General features: G+C 37.1%; 15 protein-coding genes and 1 other annotated feature. All 15 genes read right to left on the bottom strand.

Features of this window, described 5'->3' with window-relative positions; all coding sequences use genetic code 11:
- Window positions 1-1318: 1318 nt before the first annotated feature.
- Window positions 1319-2512: an elongation factor Tu gene (gene tuf / locus HZI73_RS03860; RefSeq protein WP_212696946.1), complete on the bottom strand. Its 1194-nt coding sequence runs from the start codon at window positions 2510-2512 to the stop codon at window positions 1319-1321.
- A 177-nt stretch (window positions 2513-2689) separates the two neighbouring features.
- Complete coding sequence (gene fusA, locus HZI73_RS03855) at window positions 2690-4777, bottom strand: elongation factor G (protein WP_212696945.1); 2088 nt, start codon at window positions 4775-4777, stop codon at window positions 2690-2692.
- A 195-nt stretch (window positions 4778-4972) separates the two neighbouring features.
- Entirely contained in the window at window positions 4973-5443 is a 471-nt protein-coding gene (rpsG, locus tag HZI73_RS03850) for a 30S ribosomal protein S7 (protein ID WP_212696944.1), read from the bottom strand.
- Window positions 5444-5629: 186 nt separating this feature from the next.
- Window positions 5630-6043: a 30S ribosomal protein S12 gene (gene rpsL, locus HZI73_RS03845; RefSeq protein WP_212696943.1), complete on the bottom strand. Its 414-nt coding sequence runs from the start codon at window positions 6041-6043 to the stop codon at window positions 5630-5632.
- A 40-nt stretch (window positions 6044-6083) separates the two neighbouring features.
- A complete protein-coding gene (locus HZI73_RS03840; RefSeq protein WP_212696942.1) occupies window positions 6084-6323 on the bottom strand; it encodes a ribosomal L7Ae/L30e/S12e/Gadd45 family protein in 240 nt (79 codons plus the stop codon).
- 193 nt (window positions 6324-6516) lie between these two features.
- Entirely contained in the window at window positions 6517-10077 is a 3561-nt protein-coding gene (rpoC, locus tag HZI73_RS03835) for a DNA-directed RNA polymerase subunit beta' (protein WP_212696941.1), read from the bottom strand.
- Between the two features lie 17 nt (window positions 10078-10094).
- The gene (gene rpoB, locus HZI73_RS03830; RefSeq protein WP_212696940.1) at window positions 10095-13943 is read right to left on the bottom strand and encodes a DNA-directed RNA polymerase subunit beta; all 3849 of its coding nucleotides are present in this window, start codon (window positions 13941-13943) and stop codon (window positions 10095-10097) included.
- Between the two features lie 700 nt (window positions 13944-14643).
- Entirely contained in the window at window positions 14644-15018 is a 375-nt protein-coding gene (gene rplL / locus HZI73_RS03825) for a 50S ribosomal protein L7/L12 (protein ID WP_212696939.1), read from the bottom strand.
- Window positions 15019-15047: 29 nt separating this feature from the next.
- A complete protein-coding gene (rplJ, locus tag HZI73_RS03820; RefSeq protein ID WP_212696938.1) occupies window positions 15048-15605 on the bottom strand; it encodes a 50S ribosomal protein L10 in 558 nt (185 codons plus the stop codon).
- A 191-nt stretch (window positions 15606-15796) separates the two neighbouring features.
- Window positions 15797-15956 (bottom strand) — a sequence feature (ribosomal protein L10 leader region).
- A gap of 41 nt (window positions 15957-15997) precedes the next feature.
- Window positions 15998-16699 carry a 50S ribosomal protein L1 gene (gene rplA, locus HZI73_RS03815; RefSeq protein WP_212696937.1) on the bottom strand — a complete coding sequence of 234 codons (702 nt, stop codon included), beginning with the start codon at window positions 16697-16699 and terminating at the stop codon, window positions 15998-16000.
- Window positions 16700-16768: 69 nt separating this feature from the next.
- On the bottom strand, window positions 16769-17191 hold the full coding sequence (rplK, locus tag HZI73_RS03810) for a 50S ribosomal protein L11 (RefSeq protein WP_212696936.1): 423 nt from the start codon (window positions 17189-17191) through the stop codon (window positions 16769-16771).
- Between the two features lie 91 nt (window positions 17192-17282).
- Window positions 17283-17801 carry a transcription termination/antitermination protein NusG gene (gene nusG, locus HZI73_RS03805; protein ID WP_212696935.1) on the bottom strand — a complete coding sequence of 173 codons (519 nt, stop codon included), beginning with the start codon at window positions 17799-17801 and terminating at the stop codon, window positions 17283-17285.
- Window positions 17802-17843: 42 nt separating this feature from the next.
- A complete protein-coding gene (gene secE, locus HZI73_RS03800; RefSeq protein WP_212696934.1) occupies window positions 17844-18029 on the bottom strand; it encodes a preprotein translocase subunit SecE in 186 nt (61 codons plus the stop codon).
- 40 nt (window positions 18030-18069) lie between these two features.
- A complete protein-coding gene (rpmG, locus tag HZI73_RS03795; RefSeq protein WP_212696933.1) occupies window positions 18070-18219 on the bottom strand; it encodes a 50S ribosomal protein L33 in 150 nt (49 codons plus the stop codon).
- Window positions 18220-18534: 315 nt separating this feature from the next.
- Window positions 18535-21303: an RCC1 domain-containing protein gene (locus HZI73_RS03790; RefSeq protein WP_212696932.1), complete on the bottom strand. Its 2769-nt coding sequence runs from the start codon at window positions 21301-21303 to the stop codon at window positions 18535-18537.
- Between the last annotated feature and the right edge of the window lie 73 nt (window positions 21304-21376).

Raw genomic sequence — 21376 nt, 5'->3', positions numbered from 1 at the left:
ACTGGTAAATTATGTGGATTTTAGTGGATTATTATTCGTTATGGATATGATAGGTTTAGGTATTGAATGGTTGGGGTTATTAAGGGTAAGTTTTGGGTTTTATGGGGTATGAATTATTTGTAAAGAAGTTTTTTGGTAATTTAAGTTGTTTGGGAAATTAGGGGCTAGTGCCAGGGTTATATAATAGGTTTAACTTGCCTTTCCTTGAGGAGCGAGCCGGTCTGCGTTAAACCTATTATATAACCCTTTTTCTCTATTATGTGTCATTTTGATTAGTTGTTCCTTTTGACGATTTAACTTTGGTTGGGAGTTTTAGGCTGATACTAGGGGTATATAATGGGTTTAACTTGCCTTTCCTTGAGGGGCTAGCCGGTCTGCGTTAAACCCATTATATACCCCTTTTCTCTATTACGTGTCATTTTAATTAGTTGTTCTCTTAGAGCATAGGCTGTATGTAAGTTTTGTGCATTTATTCTTGGATGTTAGTCTTTTTCAACTCACATTACAATTACAAACTGTGGTGTATTGTTTAACCACTAGCATGATTACGAATAATACTCTGTAGCCATTACCAAAGGTAATATAGTAAATTTAGCGCTGACCGGCTTGCTCCTCAAGGAAAGGCAAGCTGAATTTACTATATTACCTTCACCCTAGCCTTAGTCTCCCCAACAACATATAAAATCTTTTCATCATGTATCCCCTATACTATTAAGAAAATCCCCTTACTCACTTAATATACCTCTTTTACACTCAACAACCTATCATAAAGGTAACATAGTAGATTCAGCGCTGACCGGCTCGCCCCTCAAGGAAAGGCAAGCTGAATCTACTATATTACCTTCACCCTAACCTTAGCCTCCCCAACAACATACAAAATCTTTTCATCACTCAACACCCATACTATTAAATTAAGTCCTCTCACTCACTAAATACTCGTCTTTTACACTCAGCAGCCCTATCACAAGGTAATATAGTAGATTCAGCGCTGACCGGCTCGCCCCTCAAGGAAAGGCAAGCTGAATTTACTATATTACCTTCACCCTAGCCTTAGCCTCCCCAACAACATACAAAATCTTTTCATCACTCAACACCCATACTATTAAATTAAGTCCTCTCACTCACTAAATACTCGTCTTTTACACTCAACAGCCCTATCATAAGGTAATATAGTAGATTCAGCGCTGACCAGCTCTCCTCAAGCAAAGGCAAGCTGAATCTACTATATTACCTTACACCTAGCCATAAACTCCTCAAAAAGACCAAAACAAAAGCAGTGCTAAATAGCACTGCTTCTATACATCATATAAATATGAAATTATTCAATGATTTCAGCTACTGATCCAGCACCTACAGTTCTTCCACCTTCACGGATTGAGAACTTTATACCTTTTTCCATAGCGATTGGAGCGATTAATTCGATATTCATCATTACGTTATCACCAGGCATACACATTTCTACGCCTTCTTCAAGGTTGATTACACCAGTGATATCTGTAGTTCTGAAGTAGAACTGTGGTCTATAGTTTGAGAAGAATGGTGTATGACGTCCACCCTCTTCTTTTTTAAGCACGTATACTTGAGCTTTGAATTTTGTATGAGGTGTAATTGAACCAGGCTTAGCTAATACTTGACCTCTTTCAATTTCGTCTCTTTGCACACCACGAAGTAATGCACCGATGTTATCACCAGCTTGAGCTTCATCTAATAATTTACGGAACATTTCTACTCCAGTACAAACAACTTTTCTAGCTTCATCTTTAATACCAACGATTTCAACTTCGTCAGATACATGAAGCACACCACGGTCCACTCTACCAGTTACAACAGTACCACGACCTGTGATTGAGAAAACGTCCTCTACAGGCATAAGGAATGGTTTGTCAACTTCTCTCTCTGGAGATGGAATATAGTTATCTACTTCTTGCATTAACTCAAGAATCTTATCTCCCCACTCGCATGCAGGATCTTCTAATGCTTTAAGCGCAGAACCCATAACGATAGGAATATCATCACCTGGGAAATCGTACTCAGATAATAACTCTCTGATTTCCATTTCTACTAATTCTAATAATTCTTCATCATCAACCATGTCACACTTGTTCATGAATACAACAATGTACTCAACACCAACTTGACCGGATAATAAGATATGCTCACGTGTTTGAGGCATTGGACCATCAGCAGCAGATACAACTAAGATAGCACCATCCATCTGTGCAGCACCAGTGATCATGTTCTTAACGTAGTCAGCATGTCCTGGGCAGTCTACATGCGCGTAATGTCTTGTTTCAGTTTCATACTCAACGTGTGCAGTAGAGATAGTGATTCCACGCTCTCTCTCTTCTGGAGCCTTATCAATATTATCGAAAGCAACTGCTTCTCCAGTTCCTAATCTTGCATGTAAAGTCTTAGTGATTGCAGCCGTTAAAGTTGTTTTACCATGGTCAACGTGACCGATAGTACCAATATTAACGTGTGGTTTGGTTCTTTCATATTTAGCTTTAGCCATTTTAAAATCTTCCTCCTTTTATCAATGGGGCAAATCCCCTTGTTATCCATTCAGTTTCTGAATTGACCTATTTTAAATTATATTTTATTGGTTCCAATTTTGCAAGTGATTTATATTGAATTCATATTACAAAATTATTAAAGAACCATTATTTGTATCCATAAGCTATGGTTTAACTTATTTAACTTCTTTACCAGCAATAATCTTCTCTTGAATAGACTTTGGTAAAGCTTCAAAGTGAGCAAACTGCATCACAAATGTTCCTCTACCTTGTGACTTAGAACGTAAGTCTGTTGCGTAACCAAACATTTCTGATAGTGGTACGTAACCATGAATTTGTTGAACACCATTTCTTGGCTCCATACCTTCAATACGTCCTCTACGAGAGTTGATATCACCAATAACATCACCCATGTAATCTTCTGGAACAGATACATCGACTTTCATGATTGGTTCACAAAGTACTGCATCCCCTTTTCTCATAGCTTCTTTGAATGCCATAGAACCAGCAATTTTAAAAGCCATTTCTGAGGAGTCAACATCATGGTATGAACCATCAAAACAATCTGCTTTAATACCAAGTACAGGGTAACCAGCTAAGTTTCCGCTAGCCATTGCTTCTTGAATACCGTTGTCAACAGCTGGTACGTATTCTCTAGGAATAGATCCACCAACAGTTGAGTTAACAAATTCGTAAGATTCTTCACTGTTAACATCCATTGGTGAGAATCTTACTTTACAGTGTCCATATTGTCCACGTCCACCAGACTGACGTACAAATTTACCTTCAACTTCAACTTCTTTTGTAATGGTTTCTTTGTAAGCAACTTGTGGTTGACCTACATTAGCTTCCACTTTAAATTCACGAAGAAGACGGTCAACAATGATTTCAAGGTGAAGTTCACCCATACCAGAAATAATTGTCTGTCCTGTGTCATGATCTGTACTTGTTTTGAATGTAGGATCTTCTTCTGCTAACTTAGCAAGAGCAATACCCATCTTCTCTTGGCCTGCTTTTGTTTTAGGCTCAATAGCTACGTGGATAACTGGCTCTGGGAAAATCATGGACTCAAGTATAATTGGATGCTTTTCATCACATAATGTATCACCTGTAGAAGTCATTTTCAGACCTACAGCAGCTGCAATATCACCTGAGTATACTTTTGAAATCTCTTCTCTTTTATTAGCATGCATTTGTAGAATACGTCCCATACGTTCTTTCTTGTTCTTTGTTGAGTTATATACATAAGAACCTGAATTGGTTGTACCTGAATACACTCTAAAGAAAGCAAGTTTTCCTACAAATGGATCTGCCATAATCTTGAATGCTAATGCTGAAAAAGGCTCTTCATCAGAAGATGGTCTAGCCTCTTCTTCTTCCGTATCTGGATTAACACCTGTAATCGCTGGTACATCCACTGGAGATGGCATGTATTCAATGACAGCATCTAATAGTTTTTGAGCACCTTTATTTCTATATGCTGTTCCACATAGAACAGGGATAATCTCAACATTAATTACAGCTTCTCTTAGAGCCGCTTTTAATTCTTTTTCAGTGAGTTCTTCCCCTTCAAGGTATTTCTCCATTAATTCTTCATTTGTCTCTGCAACAGCCTCAACCATGGCTTCACGATATTCTTCTGCTTGGTCTGCTAACTCAGCAGGAATCTCTTCTTCAGAAATATCTTGACCCAAATCATCTTTATAGATGAAGGCTTTCATTTTCATAAGGTCTATTAGACCAACGAAATTATCTTCAGCACCGATTGGTAACTGAATAGGTACTGCATTAGCACCTAGTCTATCTTTCATCATGTCAACCGCATTATAAAAATCTGCACCCATAATGTCCATTTTATTAACAAATGCCATACGAGGTACATGGTATTTATCCGCTTGACGCCATACTGTCTCTGATTGTGGTTCTACGCCGCCTTTTGCACAAAAAACACCAACAGCACTATCAAGGACACGTAATGAACGTTCTACTTCTACAGTAAAGTCAACGTGCCCCGGTGTATCAATAATGTTGATACGATTATCAAGCCATTGACAAGTTGTTGCTGCAGATGTAATTGTAATACCACGTTCTTGCTCTTGTTCCATCCAGTCCATTTGAGCAGCACCTTCATGGGTTTCCCCAATCTTATGTGTTCTACCTGTATAGAATAAGATACGTTCTGTTAATGTTGTCTTACCAGCGTCGATGTGAGCCATAATCCCAATATTTCTAGTTCTTTCTAGTGGGAACTCTCTTCCAGCCAAAGTTTTTTCCTCCTTTGGTAATCAACTGTTACTTTGCTACGATATATGCGTTATTATGCGGAAACTCACGCTTCCGCATATGTCTGCAAATTATTATTACAACACACTATTATATGCATTATTATAACCATGTGCGACAATGTCATACATGCAAAAGAATAGTCCTTTACTGTAAGATTGCCGTTTGTAACATCATTAGAATCTGTAATGTGCGAAAGCTCTGTTTGCTTCTGCCATTTTATGTGTGTCTTCGCGCTTCTTAACGGATGCCCCTGTATTGTTTGCTGCATCCATGATTTCAGCAGCTAAACGGTCCACCATTGTTCTTTCTCCACGCTTACGTGTGTAAAGTGTTAACCAACGAAGTCCTAACGCTTGTCTTCTCTCTGGTCTAACTTCCATAGGTACTTGGTATGTGGATCCACCAACACGTCTAGCTTTAACTTCTAATACAGGCATGATGTTGTTCATGGCTTCTTTGAATACCTCAACAGCATCCTTTCCTGTTTTATCAGCTACTTTTTCGAAAGCTCCGTATACAATCTTTTGTGCAACACCTTTTTTACCATCTAACATAATGTTATTGATAAGCTTAGTGATCACCTTGTCATTGTACATTGGATCTGCTAATACTTCTCTTTTTTGAATATGTCCTTTACGTGGCACGGCTCTTCCCTCCTTAATATACATTAAATCTTCGGTACTCACGAATGATTTCCGTGTTCGTGCTTAGGGTCATCGTCATATCTATCTAATCCTGCAACCTACAGGTAATATTCCTCTTTACCTAGCACTAATTAGTAAAATACCTAGGGGTTACCTGATGCATTTACTAACCTTAAATTATTACAATTACTTCTTAGGACGCTTAGCTCCGTACTTAGAACGGGACTGTCTACGATCAGCTACACCAGCTGTATCAAGCGTACCTCTAACGATGTGATAACGTGTACCAGGTAAGTCTTTTACCCTTCCACCTCTGAGTAATACAACGCTATGTTCTTGTAAGTTATGTCCCTCACCAGGAATATAACCTGTTACCTCAATACCGTTTGTTAAACGCACTCTGGCAATCTTACGAAGTGCTGAGTTAGGTTTCTTAGGTGTTGCTGTTTTAACTGCAGTACAAACACCTCTTTTTTGTGGTGAAGATACATTCGTCACTTTTTTGTGTAAAGAGTTGTAACCTTTTTGTAGGGCAGGTGCTGTGGATTTCTTAGCACTTACTGATCTACCTTTTCTTACTAACTGATTAATAGTAGGCATCTATTTCACCTCCTGTAATTTTTAAGACGCCAAAAACATCTTATTTAATTAGTGCTGCGGTTGCCGTTTTAACTTCTACGTCACAAACTGAACCTAATTCTTCCATGGTTTCTACATAAACGATTGGAAGGTTTTGACTCTTTGCTAAATCAAGAGCACGCACTGTTACTTTACTCTGAGCATCTTTTGCTACATAGAGTACAGATGCTTGTTCTCTTTCTAAAGCTCTAAGAGTCTGTTTTGTTCCAATGACTTTGGAACCTTGCTTTAATCTGTGCACTTTAGATCATCCCTTTCGGTCACTAACAACATTATTACAATGCACACTGATGCATTTTATCACTATTTACTTAGAAAGTCAAGGTTTTTGTAAAAAAAGTTAGAAATCCCAAGAAAAGACATTAAAACGCACCACCAAATATTAAAAGTTACTTAATATTCAGGGTGCGTTCTATACGTATTTACATGTTTATCTACTCTTCAAATAACACATCATCAATCATTGGCTCATCTTCCACATACTTCTCAATATCCACTTTACGGTAACGCTGCATGCCTGTTCCTGCAGGAATGAGTTTACCAATGATTACATTTTCTTTTAATCCAATTAATGGGTCAGATTTTCCTTTAATAGCTGCTTCAGTCAGTACTTTTGTCGTTTCTTGGAACGATGCAGCAGATAAGAAGGAGTTGGTTGCCAGTGAAGCCTTGGTGATACCAAGCATAACTTGTGTACCCTCTGCTTGTTCTAGGCCTTCAACAGCTAATTTTTCATTGGTGTTTTCAAATTCTAAACGATCCACTAAACTTCCTGGAAGGAAATCGCTGTCACCACTGTTTTCAATTCTTATCTTTTTAAGCATCTGTCTAACAATCACTTCAATATGCTTATCGTTTATTTCCACACCTTGTAAACGGTATACACGTTGTACTTCTTGAAGCATGTAGTCTTGAACACTACGGCTGCCTTTAATCTTCAAGATATCGTGTGGGTTAACGCTACCTTCTGTTAATTCATCACCAGCACCAATGATCTCACCATCTGATACCTTGATTCTTGAACCATAAGGTATAAGATATGCTTTGCTTTCACCTGTTTCATCACTGGTTATCACCACTTCACGCTTCTTACGTGTATCATTAATCTTAACCACACCACCAAATTCAGCGATAATAGCTAAACCTTTTGGTTTACGTGCTTCAAATAATTCCTCAACACGAGGGAGACCTTGTGTAATATCATCACCAGCGATACCACCTGTATGGAAAGTCCGCATGGTAAGCTGTGTTCCTGGTTCACCAATGGATTGAGCAGCAATGATCCCAACAGATTCACCAACTTGAACGGATAAACCGGTTGCCATATTTGAGCCATAACACTTGGCACATACACCTATATCCGAGCGACAAGTCAATACGGTTCGAATGTGTACTTTATCAATACCAGCTTCAACTACATCTCTGGCTTTTAATGGTGTAATCAGTGTATCTTCTTCTACGATAACTTCACCTGTTTCAGGATGTGTAATTCGATCCACAGACCATCTGCCAGTGATTCTTTCTTCTAAGCTTTCAATAATTTCTTTTCCATCTGTGAAGGCTTTTATCCACATACCTGGTGTTTTGCCATCTTCACAACACTCATGCTCACGAATGATCAAGTCTTGGGATACGTCAACAAGTCTTCTTGTCAAATACCCTGAATCGGCTGTACGCAAGGCTGTATCCGCAAGTCCTTTTCGGGCACCATGGGCTGAACTGAAGTACTCAAGAACATCAAGTCCTTCACGGAAGTTGGATTTAATCGGTAACTCAATTGTTTTACCAGATGTATCGGCCATCAAGCCACGCATACCGGCTAACTGTTTAATCTGCTTATCTGAACCACGGGCTCCAGAGTCGGCCATCATGAAGATATTATTGTATTGACCAAGTCCGCCAAGTAAGGCGTCTGTAATATCATCATCGGCTTTCTTCCAAGTATCAATCACTTTTGCACGACGTTCATCATCAGTCATAAATCCACGCTTAAATTGTTTTGTTATTTTTTCTACGGTTCCTTCTGCTTTTGCAAGAATATCTTTCTTCACTTCTGGCACTTCCATATCAGAGATGGATACAGTTAAAGCACCTCTTGTGGAGAACTTGAACCCTAACTTCTTAATACCATCAAGAACTTCAGACGTTCTTGTTGAACCGTGAATATTAATACATCTATATAGTATTTCTTTTAACTGCTTTTTACCAACAAGAAAATCCACTTCATATTTGAATAGATCATCTGTTGTGCGACGCTTTACAAAGCCTAAGTCTTGTGGAACAGCCTCATTGAAAATGATACGGCCAACGGAGGATTCAACTAAACGGTATTGTAATGCACCTTCAATCATCATCTCTCTTCGCACATTGATCTTAGCATGTAGTGTAATGGCGCCATTCTCATAGGCAAGTATGGCTTCATTTTCATCTTTGAAGTAGGAACCTTCACCTTTTTCACCATCTTTTTCCAGGGTCAAGTAATACGTACCAAGAACCATATCTTGAGAAGGTACAGATACTGGAGCACCATCAGATGGTTTTAACAAGTTATTAGGCGATAAGAGTAAGAAACGACACTCTGCTTGGGCTTCTACTGAAAGAGGTACGTGAACCGCCATCTGGTCACCATCAAAGTCTGCATTATAAGCCGTACATACCAATGGATGAAGCTTAATGGCTTTACCTTCAACGAGTATTGGCTCAAATGCCTGGATACCAAGACGGTGAAGCGTAGGGGCACGGTTTAACATAACCGGATGCTCTTTAATCACTTCTTCGAGAACGTCCCAAACATCGGATTCAAGTCTTTCCACCATCTTCTTAGCTGATTTTATATTATGGGCTAAACCATCACTTACTAATTTTTTCATCACAAATGGCTTAAATAATTCAATGGCCATTTCTTTTGGAAGACCACATTGGAAAATCTTAAGTTCAGGTCCAACAACGATAACAGAACGACCTGAGTAGTCAACACGTTTTCCAAGTAAGTTCTGACGGAAACGTCCTTGCTTACCTTTTAACATGTCAGATAAAGATTTTAGTGGTCGATTACCAGGACCTGTAACAGGGCGGCCACGTCTACCGTTATCAATAAGAGCATCCACAGCTTCTTGAAGCATTCTCTTCTCGTTTCTAACGATAATGTCTGGAGCACCTAGGTCTAATAACCGCTTAAGTCGATTATTTCTATTAATCACACGACGGTATAAATCATTTAAGTCAGACGTAGCGAAACGTCCACCATCTAATTGAACCATGGGTCTAAGATCTGGTGGAATAACAGGTACAACTTCCATAATCATCCACTCAGGCTTATTAACGGATTTATTGAAAGCATCAATGACTTCAAGACGTTTGATGATACGTGCTCGTTTTTGTCCTGAAGATTCTTTTAATGCTCGTTTTAATTCCACAGATTCTTTTTCCAGTTGGATATTAGAGAGAATCTCTTTGATGGACTCAGCTCCCATACCTGCTCTGAACTTATTGCCATATTTTTCATAGGCATCACGATACTCTTTTTCTGTTAAGATCTGCTTGTATTGTAATCCTGTTTCACCTGGGTCAATCACAATATAAGATGCAAAGTATAATACTTTTTCAAGTGTTCTAGGGGATAAATCTAGGATTAATCCCATACGACTTGGGATGCCTTTGAAGTACCAAATATGTGATACGGGAGCTGCAAGTTCAATATGTCCCATTCGCTCTCGACGTACTTTTGATTTCGTTACTTCAACACCACAGCGGTCACAAACAACACCTTTATAACGTATTTTTTTGTATTTACCACAATGACATTCCCAGTCTTTGCTAGGTCCAAAAATCTTTTCACAGAACAAGCCATCTCGTTCTGGTTTGAGTGTACGGTAGTTAATTGTCTCTGGTTTTTTGACCTCTCCCTTTGACCACTCTCTAATTCTTTCAGGAGATGCTAAGCCAATTTTGATAGCATCAAAGTTTACTGATTGCTCTAGTTTCTCGTTTGGCATTCGTCGACACTCCCTTCTTAATTCTCTTCATCAAATAATGTTTCTTTATCGGAGATAATAAACTTACTTTCATCTATTTCGTCGTAATTTTCATCTATTTCGTCAAATAATTCTTCTTGATCAGAAGTCTCTTTTTTACCTGTTCCACTGTTAACTGTATCCCCAGGCGTGTATTCCCCTTCTCGACCTTCTAGATTAATGGATAAATCGTCTACATCGTCGATACTTTCACGGAGTCTTACTTCTGTATCATCATTCTTGAGAATTTTAACATCAAGTGCTAACGACTGAAGCTCTTTTAACAATACTTTAAAGGATTCTGGTATACCTGGTTCTGGAATATTTTCACCTTTTATAATGGCTTCATATGTTTTAACACGTCCAACCACGTCATCGGACTTAACAGTTAAAATTTCTTGTAGTGTATAGGCCGCACCATAAGCCTCAAGTGCCCATACCTCCATCTCACCAAATCGCTGTCCACCGAATTGGGCTTTACCACCTAATGGCTGCTGTGTTACCAGTGAATAAGGTCCCGTTGAACGGGCATGAATCTTATCATCAACCAAGTGGTGAAGTTTCAAGTAGTGCATGTATCCTACGGTAACAGGGTTATCAAAATATTCACCTGTACGCCCATCCTTCAGATAAATCTTACCATCTCTGGATATGGGAACACCCAACCACTCTTCACGGTGTGCTTTATTTTCATCTAAATATTGTAATACGTGAGGTTCAAGAGAATCTGCCCATTTGTCACAGAATGTCTCCCAATCATGATTCACGTAATCATTAGCAAGTTCTAAGGTATCCATGATATCATCCTCATGTGCACCATCAAATACAGGCGTTGCCACTTTAAAACCAAGGGCTTTTGCAGCTAATCCTAGATGGACTTCAAGTACCTGTCCGATGTTCATACGGGATGGCACCCCTAGTGGGTTAAGCACGATATCAAGTGGTCTCCCATTAGGCATAAATGGCATATCCTCCACTGGAAGAATTCTAGAGATAACACCTTTGTTACCATGTCGACCAGCCATTTTATCCCCTACAGAAATCTTTCTCTTTTGGGCAATGTATGCACGAACAGATTGGTTAACACCTGGTGGTAGTTCATCGCCATTTTCTCTTGTGAAGACTTTTACATCAACGATGATACCAGATTCACCATGGGGAACTCTTAGAGATGTATCCCTAACTTCTCTAGCCTTTTCACCGAAAATAGCTCGAAGAAGTCTCTCTTCTGCTGTCAGTTCTGTTTCACCTTTTGGTGTTACCTTACCAACTAAAATATCGTTTGCACGCACTTCTGCACCGATTCGGATAATACCTCGCTCATCCAAATCTTTTAGAGCATCTTCACCTACACCAGGCACATCACGGGTGATTTCTTCTGGTCCAAGTTTCGTATCTCTTGCTTCAGCTTCGTATTCTTCTATATGAACAGATGTATACACATCTTCTTTCACTAAGTTTTCGCTCAGTAAGATGGCATCCTCGAAGTTATAACCTTCCCAAGTCATAAAGCCGATTAATGGGTTCTTACCAAGAGCAATTTCACCTTGATCCGTTGAAGGTCCATCAGCGATGACTTCGCCAGCATCTACTCTTTGCCCTTTGTTAACAATAGGACGTTGATTGACACAAGTACCTTGGTTACTCTTTGCAAACTTTAATAATTTATAAACGTCACGCTGACCATCATCTGTTTTCACAACAATTGTTTTGGCCGCTACTCTTTCAATCACACCAGCTCGTTTAGCAATAACCACAACACCTGAGTCAACGGCTGCTTTATGCTCCATACCTGTACCGACAATAGAAGAATCTGTCATGAGCAGTGGTACCGCTTGTCGCTGCATGTTAGACCCCATAAGTGCACGGTTGGCATCATCATTCTCTAAGAATGGTATCATGGATGTGGCTACTGAGAATAACTGTTTCGGTGAAACGTCCATTAAGTCAATGGTATTACGTTCCATCTCCAGGATATGTTCTTTGTAGCGTCCTGTAACGTACTTGTGTACAAAATGACCTTCATCATCAAGAGGCTCATTGGCTTGAGCCACATGATAGTTCTCTTCTTCATCAGCTGTTACATAGATGACCTCATCTGACACAACGGGTTCACCAGATGTTTTATCAATCACACGATACGGTGCTTCAATAAAACCATATTCATTAATTCTTGCATAACAAGCCAACGAGTTAATCAAACCAATGTTTGGTCCCTCAGGCGTCTCAATGGGACACATTCTACCATAATGGGAGTGATGGACGTCACGAACTTCAAAACCAGCTCTTTCTCTGGATAAACCACCTGGTCCAAGAGCTGATAAACGTCTTTTATTGGCAAGTTCAGCAAGGGGATTATTCTGATCCATAAACTGAGATAATTGTGAACTACCAAAGAACTCTTTTATGGCCGCTGTAACAGGACGAATATTAATAAGGGTTTGAGGCGATATACCATCACTATCTTGAATGGTCATTCTTTCTCGAACCACACGCTCTAATCGTGATAAACCAATTCTAAACTGATTTTGTAACAGTTCACCAACGGCACGAATTCTTCTGTTACCCAAATGGTCAATATCATCTTTATTGCCTACGCCATATTCTAAAGCAATGTTGTAGTTAATGGACGCAAGAATATCTTCCTTTGTGATATGCTTAGGAATTAATTTATGGGTATTCTTTTTAATGGCTTCTTTTATATCTTCAATATCATCATTTTCTTCTAATATTTCTTGTAAGGCTTTATAATACACACGTTCATAGATATCATATTCTTTTGGATCAATATCCACGAATTTTGTGATGTCAACGGTTAGATTTGATAATATTTTTACTCTTCTATCCTCTACTAATAACCATACGGAAGGTATGGCAGCATCTTGGATATCATTAGCTAATTCTTTGGTAACAACTGTACCCGCTTCTGCTAGTACTTCACCTGTTGAACCATCAATGACAGATTCCGCTAAGGCAAAACCTGTTATTCTATTTCTAAAAGCTAATTTCTTATTAAATTTATAACGTCCAACTTTTGCCAAGTCATAACGTCTTGGGTCAAAAAACATGGTATTGATAAGCGATTCAGCACTTTCAACTGTTGGTGGCTCACCAGGTCTAATACGTTTATATATCTCAATTAAACCTTCTTCATAAGAAGTGGTGCCGTCTTTTTCAATACTGGCAAGAATCTTAGGCTCTTCACCAAAAAGATCAACAATAGCTGCATCTGTACCAATACCTAGCGTACGAATAAGTACCGTGATGGGTACTTTCCTTGTTCGGTCAACACGTACGTAGAATATATCGTTTGAATCTGTTTCATACTCAAGCCAAGCTCCCCTATTAGGGATGACTGTCGCAGAATATAACTGCTTACCAATTTTATCAAAGTTAATGTTATAGTATATCCCTGGCGAACGAACCAACTGACTAACGATAACCCTCTCAGCACCATTAATGATAAATGTTCCTGTTTCCGTCATAACAGGTAAGTCACCCATGAAAATTTCATGCTCATTAATTTCGTCTTTTTCTTTGTTGATTAGTCGAACTTTGACTTTTAATGGAGCCGCATAAGTTGCATCTCGTTCCTTACACTCTTCGATGGTGTACTTTAATTCTTTATTAAGCGAGAAGTCTATCAGTTCGAGTACTAAGTTTCCACTATAATCTGTAATAGGGGATATATCCCGAAATACTTCCCTAAGCCCTTCTTTCAGAAACCATTGATAGGAGTTTTTTTGAATTTCGATCAAGTTTGGCATATCTAAAACTTCTTTTTTTCGGGAGTAGCTCATTCGAACGCCTCTCCCAATTTTCATAGGTCGAATTCTGTTTTTTTCCATGTACGTTTCACCCCTTGGCTAATTTTAAAATTATCTATGAAACAGCTTAAATATGAATTTATCCTCAATAGTTAACCGGTCTAACTTATATAAATCTTGGTCAATAGATGAGATAAAATCATTTTAGTGTTTCGCTAAAGATACGGTGATACTTGCTAAAAAGCTAATGATTGCCAGTATCATATGTATCATTAATTATCTTATATCCTTGACATATATTTGATTATTATACAATAATTACCATATATTCTAGGATTTTTGTGCTAACATCTTTCATCTATTTCAATGATCTTTTGCTTATTTGGCTCAGTTTAAAATAGCGATTAACTTCTTTATTTAAGCCACTTTCTGAACCTAAGTTTATTGTATACACGGCTAATGAGCATACAACTCCACAATAATGCATTATCAAATATTACCACAAATAAATATGCCTGTCAACAACTTTTTTACTATTTTTTATCTTTTATTCTAGTATTTATTACCACGTGTTATCAAAAGATTGTAAAGACAAATGTACGACTGTTTTTTAGTTTATTCCTTTACATTAGCCTTTACAATCCTTAGATATGTCGTGGCAACCTCTTCCCTTACATCAATGATTCTTATTAAGCGTTGCCGACCATTAACTCTATCATAGTACTATAAGTCCCATAACGAAAGCCCCTAGCAAAGGCTAGGGGCTCAAAACATTAAAAAACTATTTTAATGTTGCAGAAGCACCAACTTCTTCTAACTTAGTCTTCATTTCTTCAGCTGCATCTTTAGCTACGCCCTCTTTAACATTTGCTGGAGCACTTTCAACTAAAGCTTTTGCTTCTTTTAAGCCTAAGCCAGTGATTTCTCTAACAGCTTTGATAACTTTGATTTTTTGAGATCCTGCTGATGTTAACTCTACATCAAACTCAGTTTTCTCTTCAGCTGCGCCACCTGCTGCACCTGGAGCTGCCATAACCACACCTGCTGCTGCAGATACGCCAAACTCTTCTTCACATGCTGTTACTAATTCATTTAATTCTAATACGGATAATTCTTTAATAGCTTCCATAATCTCTGCTATTGTTAATTTTGCCATAATCGTACACCTCCGAAATTTTTATAATTTTATTCTTCTGTTGCTTCTACAGCTTCTTCTGACTTTTCTACTACAATTCCTGCAGCTGTCTCTAAACCTTGCTCTTCCACTTTGTCAGCAAGTGCTTTCAATGTACGAGCAAATGATGATATAGGAGACTTGAAGCTTCCAAGCATCTTAGCAATTAATTCATCTCTTGATGGAATGGATGCAATCTTGTTAATACCATCCACATCATAATATGTGCCTTCAACGACACCAGCCTTGAATTCTAATTCCTTGAAATCTTTAGTCGCTTTTTTAAGTACGCGAGGTCCTGCAGTAGGATCTTGGTAACTTATGGCGATAGCACTAGGCCCTGCTAAGTGTTGTCTTAACTCATCAAACTCAGTTCCTTCAAAAGCAAAGTTCATCATTGTATTTTTGAATACTTTATATACAACTTCAGCTTCTCTTAGCTCTTTACGTAACTTCGTATCTTCTTCAACTGTCAAACCACGATAATCCACAAGAACAACTGACGACGCACCTTCAAGATTTTCTTTTATTGCGTTGACAACTGTTTGTTTTAATTCCACGTTTGGCATCCTGTACACCTCCTTGAATTCACGACTCTTCGCAAACCATGTCCATGTTTTACTTATTAAGGAACTAAGCCACTTAAACTTGAGGGAATAATAACTTAGCTATATTGCAATAAGACCATTAACAACATCCATTTGACAAAGTTTGTTAACGAGTTGGCTTATGATTAGCCATTGATAGGAAAGCTTACTTCCTATCTCAATAAAAAACTCTCTGCCCATAGACAGAGAGTTTACATTTATTCAATCATACAACTATTGTATATATTAATTGATTTCATGTGATTCCTCGGTAGGTGGATTACCCTTTACACCCATGGTACCTACTGTCTACGGTCATGATTCTTTTATTTATTTTCCGAAGGTATTATACCATCCGAAAAATGGTTTGTCAACTATTGTTGAAGGGAAATTTTATCAGGATTAATTTTAATACCTGGTCCCATAGTTGATGTAATGGCAACACTTCTTAAGTATTGACCTTTGGCAGCCGATGGCTTCGCCTTTATAATTGCGTTCATTAAAGTGTGGAAGTTGTCCATAATCTTTTCTTGTCCAAATGATACTTTTCCAACAGGTACATGAATAATATTGGTTTTATCTAATCGATATTCAATCTTACCTGCTTTTATTTCTTTAATTGCTTTTGTTACGTCCATTGTAACTGTTCCAGCTTTTGGGTTAGGCATTAAACCTTTAGGTCCAAGAACACGTCCAAGTCTACCTACAACAGCCATCATATCAGGTGTTGCTACAACAACATCGAAGTCTAACCATCCGTCGTTCTGAATCTTAGGGATCAATTCGTCCCCACCTACGAAATCTGCTCCAGCTTCTTCTGCTTCTTTTAACTTATCGCCTTTAGCGAATACCAATACTCTAACTTTTTTACCTGTTCCGTGAGGAAGCACTACGGCTCCACGAACTTGTTGGTCAGCGTGACGACTGTCTACACCTAATTTAATATGACATTCTACAGTCTCATCGAATTTTGCACTAGCTGCTTTTACTACAATATCAGCGGCATCATTAGGATCATATAGTGTTGTACGATCGACTAATTTCACTGCCTCTTTATATCTTTTTCCTCTTTTCATTTCATTAACCTCCTTGTGGTAATATCGGGAGCAACCCTCCCACAGTTCAAAAACAAGCTTCTCAGCCTATTATTCTACAACGATTCCCATACTTCTAGCCGTTCCTGCAATCATACGCATGGCAGATTCAATAGAACTAGCATTTAAGTCTGGCATTTTTAATTCAGCAATCTTTTTGAGCTCATCTTGAGAAATAGTTGCTACTTTCGTTTTGTTTGGTACACCTGAACCTGAATCAATTTTACAAGCTTTTTTAAGTAAAACTGCTGCAGGTGGTGTTTTTGTGATGAAGCTAAAGCTTCTATCTTGATATACTGTAATAACAACTGGAATAATCATGCCTGCTTGATCAGCTGTCTTTGCATTAAATTCCTTAGTGAATTGCATAATGTTAACACCGTGCTGTCCAAGTGCTGGACCTACTGGTGGTGCTGGCGTAGCCTTACCAGCTGGAATTTGTAATTTAATTAGACCTGTTACTTTCTTAGCCATTTAAGGGCACCTCCTGAATTTTGTGGTATTTAACGGGATTTCCCTCCCACTCGCGCGAATATATGTCATTCACACGTTAAACCTACATCTGTTAAATTTTTTCCATTTTTGAAAAGTCTAATTCTACAGGGGTTTCTCTGCCAAATATTGAAAGGTTAACGATGACGGTGTGCTTGTGTTCGTGAATCTCTTTCACATTACCTGTTGAGCCTTCAAAAGGTCCATCTGTAACGGTAACAGCATCACCAACTTCAACGTGGATGTTCACAACCTCTAGGTCAATACCCATATTCCTAATCTCTTCTTCAGATAAGGGTACAGGTTTGGATCCTGGTCCAACAAAACCAGTCACCCCACGTGTATTTCTCACCACGTACCAAGTCTCATCGTTCATGATCATTTTTATGATGACATATCCTGGAAAAGTCTTTTTTTCGACTTCTTTTCGTGTACCGTTCTTTTCTTCTACAACTTTGTAAAGCGGTACGATGACTTCAACAATCTGATCATGTAACTTTCTGTTATCAACTAACTTTTCAATATTGGCTTTTACTTTGTTTTCATACCCTGAGTAAGTATGCACAACAAACCATTTAGCTTCTTCTGCCATAGAACCATCCTTTTTAACTTATTTCGCCTAGACTTACTTGTACTAATAAATATAACTTACACCTGCATTGAACAAGAAGTCTATTCCAGCAATTAAAGCCCCAATTACTAATGACAAAACGATCACTGTAACTGTTTGTTTTGTTAGTGTTTTTCTATCAGGCCAAACGATCTTTTTGAATTCACCTTTTAAACCTTTGAAAAAACTTTTTTTCCTTGCTTCACTCATTGCTTTCACTTCCTTTTACACAAATTATAGAAAACGTTTCTTATTTTGTTTCTTTATGATTAGTATGCTTTCTACAGAATTTGCAATATTTTCTTGTTTCTTGCCTCTCTGGATGTAATCTTTTCTCTTTTGTTGTGTTGTAATTTCTTTGCTTACATTCGGTACATTCTAAAGTTATTTTGACACGCACAACTTCCACCTCCACTTGTCTATAAGTTTAGAGAAAGCACATTTACGGCATAAAAAAAGAGCCCTACAAATGTGCTTTTATAATATATCACATTGTAGGTTCTCGTGTCAAGGTTTTTAATAGAAAAAGTTAATAGCGTATGTATGTAGACGCATATTTATCAATGTTTTCTTCTATTTCTTCTGATCAACGAAGAAAGATTGCTCCTTGAAAGTGTTGTTCATGTTTTTATAATAGTTGGACTGTAGCTTTACTCTAGAAAACATATAAGAACTCTTCCCCCTTTATCTCAATGTTAAGTAAAATGGGAATACTTTATTCAGATAATCTTACAGATTCATCTGGTAGCATGTCTTTTAATAATTTTATGAAGTCTACTTTTACCTGAGCTAAAGTAATATCGTCTTCATTTTTAGTTTCTTCAGCTGTTAATAGTAGTTGATCAGCTTCTTTTAAATTAACGTTCACTTGTACATACTTTAACCTTAGTTGTAAATCACTCTTATCATTATCAATTAATAAGTCATAAAGTTGTATTGCATTATTATAGTCCTCTCTTAATTCACTATTTTCAGCTGTTGATATAGATGATTCAACTTTTTCTCTATTAAGTGTATCGATAAAGTTAATATTAATTATTGTGCTACTACCTATAATGTCTGAAGCACTTATATTTGAAAATGCAGTGTCTTTAATATTTAGAGTGATTTTCGTATTAGATGAAATACTATGATCATTAGCAATCCCATCTAATGCTAAAGTTATCTTTGTATCATCAATTTTAGTAGCTTTTAATGTTAATCCATCTGGAATTGAGCCAATTACTTCTATATTATTTAATACATCATCACCGTTAATTCCTGTAAAAGTATCTCCTTGTAGTACGATATCAATAGCGTTACCAATTATACCATTGTTAGTTATTACCTCATTAAATTCGTTTGAAGAAAACTTTACATTAGGACTATCTATGAATTTAATAGACAAGTCTACAGATTTATCTTGAATATTTAAGTCATTCTGATTTAGAAATAAACTATCTTCAAATATTATCTTTAAATCACTTATATTATTTTCAGATGTATGATTTATAGCATTTCCAACTAATGATATAGTAGCATTATTGTCTGAGTTGAGTTTCACTTTTACTGTGAGTCCATCAGGACAATTTTGAACGGTTACTTTGCCTTTCTCTACTAAGTCCTCTCCTATGTTTTCGTTAAATTTATTCGTATGTAAAGAAGCAGATATTATTGTTGATATTGATCCATCATTGGTACTATTCTCTATCAACTCCTTTGATGTGTAAGTAATATGTGAAGGATCAAGGAAGTTAATTGTAATATCTGATTTAGTGCTTCCTACTACATTGTTTGCATTACCTTTTTCAAAAGCTAAATCACTAAATACAATTTCTAAATTCGTTAAACTATCTACTAGATCGTGATTATCTGCATTTCCTTCTAATGATAAAGTAACTTGGGAATCACTATCTTTGTTTACTTTGGCAACAATACCCGAAGGAACATTGTTTACTGTTACTTTATTATCTAAAACAAAATCATCATTATTGTTTCCTGTAAAATAATCGTTTGTCAATGTCATAATTATATCATCTAAAATATTACCATTGTTTGTCTCATCTTCTATTAAAATATTTTTAGAGTAACTAATTTCCGGCACAACCTCAATATTCTTTACTTCTGTTCCGTTTATGCTGCCAATAGATTCGCTATGTTGCTTAATGAATTCTATATTAGTTTTTGTTCCTGTTCCTAACTGACCTTTATTATACCCACAAATGTATAGTTTATTATCATTATCTACAAAGAAATAGGTAAAAAAACTGTTTGTTGACAATGTATTGGTGTTATCCATTATGTATTTTAATGAATAGCTTTGCTCTTTTCCTGATAAAGTGTATAGCTCTTTCCCTGCCCCATATAACTTGCCATCTTTATCTAGAACATATATATTTTGGTCGACTATCACATCTATTAAATGAGGTACAGTTGTAATTTTTGTTAATTCTGTCTTATCAACATTGTCTCCCGTGGCAAGGCTACCATAATAATTATAACCAGCGGTATATAAGTATCCATCGTTACCTATAATAGCTATAGATTTACCTGAAGCTATTTTAACTATATCAATACCTTGATTTTTTAAATTCCCTATTAGCCTATATTTGTTGTTATACTTGAAGTAAATATCACCAGAATTTTTTATGTAGTATGTATCTTTAAACTCTTTTACATCTGTATCAAAAATCACCTTATTATCTAGATCAATTGCACCATCAGTATCACTTATTATATTAGAGTAATTATCACCCCAAGCTATCAAGTTTCCATTATCTTCAAGAACAAAATTACTTCCTGTGTGAGTACATATAGATTTTACAGTATTAAATCCACTCAGTTTAATAGGTACAGTATCATGAGACTGTACTTGCCATAATTCCCCATTCTCCTTTATGAAGAAAACTCCTCTAGCTTCAAAAGCTACCACTGCATCAATACCCATTAATCGATTAGCTGTTGCTGGATATTTATCAGATATACCGTTTGGGTCACTACCTACATACCATACCTGTCCATCTTTTGTTAAACCAACAATCTCATTCCCTCCAAATGAAAGATAGACATCTTCAACAACAGGAAAATCTACCTTGTGAAATTTCCCAGCTTCAACAGAGTTAACTGGGGTTCCCATAGCTGCCGATAAAGAATCTCCTGATATATACACATTACCTTCTTCTGTAAGAATACAAGCCAATCTCTGTGTATTTAATACTTTTTTTATCCTAGAGCTAGTTGGGATTCCTATTACATTGGTTAAACTGCTTTTATAGTCATAATCAGATACTGTTAAAGTATCTGACCCTACCCCAAGAGAACCCTCCCGATCTAACCCAGAACCCTTTATTGTTCCATCTGCATATTGTATGAATGTTCTATATTGATGAGTAAACATATCGATACCTTCTGCCTCTGATGCCAATACACAAGTGAAATTTCCTGTGATTATGACCATAGTCATTATTATTACTAATGTTGTTATTTTTACTATCTGTTTTTTCATAAGTACATTCCTTTCGTTTATAATATAGTATTTTATTAGAACCTTTCATTATTCTGTCATTTTATTTTGTGTG

This window comes from Vallitalea pronyensis, assembly GCF_018141445.1.
Lineage (GTDB): Bacteria > Bacillota > Clostridia > Lachnospirales > Vallitaleaceae > Vallitalea > Vallitalea pronyensis.
Note: the sequence above shows the minus strand (reverse complement) of the source record. Positions and strands in the feature narration are given on the sequence as shown.

Bases quoted from the DNA above. Each gene is read 5' to 3' on its own strand.
- rplJ (WP_212696938.1), bottom strand. From the start codon at position 15,605: ATGCCAAACGTGGAATTAAAACAAACAGTTGTCAACGCAATAAAAGAA.
- tuf (WP_212696946.1), bottom strand. From the start codon at position 2,512: ATGGCTAAAGCTAAATATGAAAGAACCAAACCACACGTTAATATTGGT.
- nusG (WP_212696935.1), bottom strand. From the start codon at position 17,801: ATGGCAGAAGAAGCTAAATGGTTTGTTGTGCATACTTACTCAGGGTAT.
- rplL (WP_212696939.1), bottom strand. From the start codon at position 15,018: ATGGCAAAATTAACAATAGCAGAGATTATGGAAGCTATTAAAGAATTA.
- rplA (WP_212696937.1), bottom strand. From the start codon at position 16,699: ATGAAAAGAGGAAAAAGATATAAAGAGGCAGTGAAATTAGTCGATCGT.
- HZI73_RS03790 (WP_212696932.1), bottom strand. From the start codon at position 21,303: ATGAAAAAACAGATAGTAAAAATAACAACATTAGTAATAATAATGACT.
- rplK (WP_212696936.1), bottom strand. From the start codon at position 17,191: ATGGCTAAGAAAGTAACAGGTCTAATTAAATTACAAATTCCAGCTGGT.
- secE (WP_212696934.1), bottom strand. From the start codon at position 18,029: ATGAGTGAAGCAAGGAAAAAAAGTTTTTTCAAAGGTTTAAAAGGTGAA.
- rpoC (WP_212696941.1), bottom strand. From the start codon at position 10,077: ATGCCAAACGAGAAACTAGAGCAATCAGTAAACTTTGATGCTATCAAA.
- rpsL (WP_212696943.1), bottom strand. From the start codon at position 6,043: ATGCCTACTATTAATCAGTTAGTAAGAAAAGGTAGATCAGTAAGTGCT.
- rpoB (WP_212696940.1), bottom strand. From the start codon at position 13,943: ATGGAAAAAAACAGAATTCGACCTATGAAAATTGGGAGAGGCGTTCGA.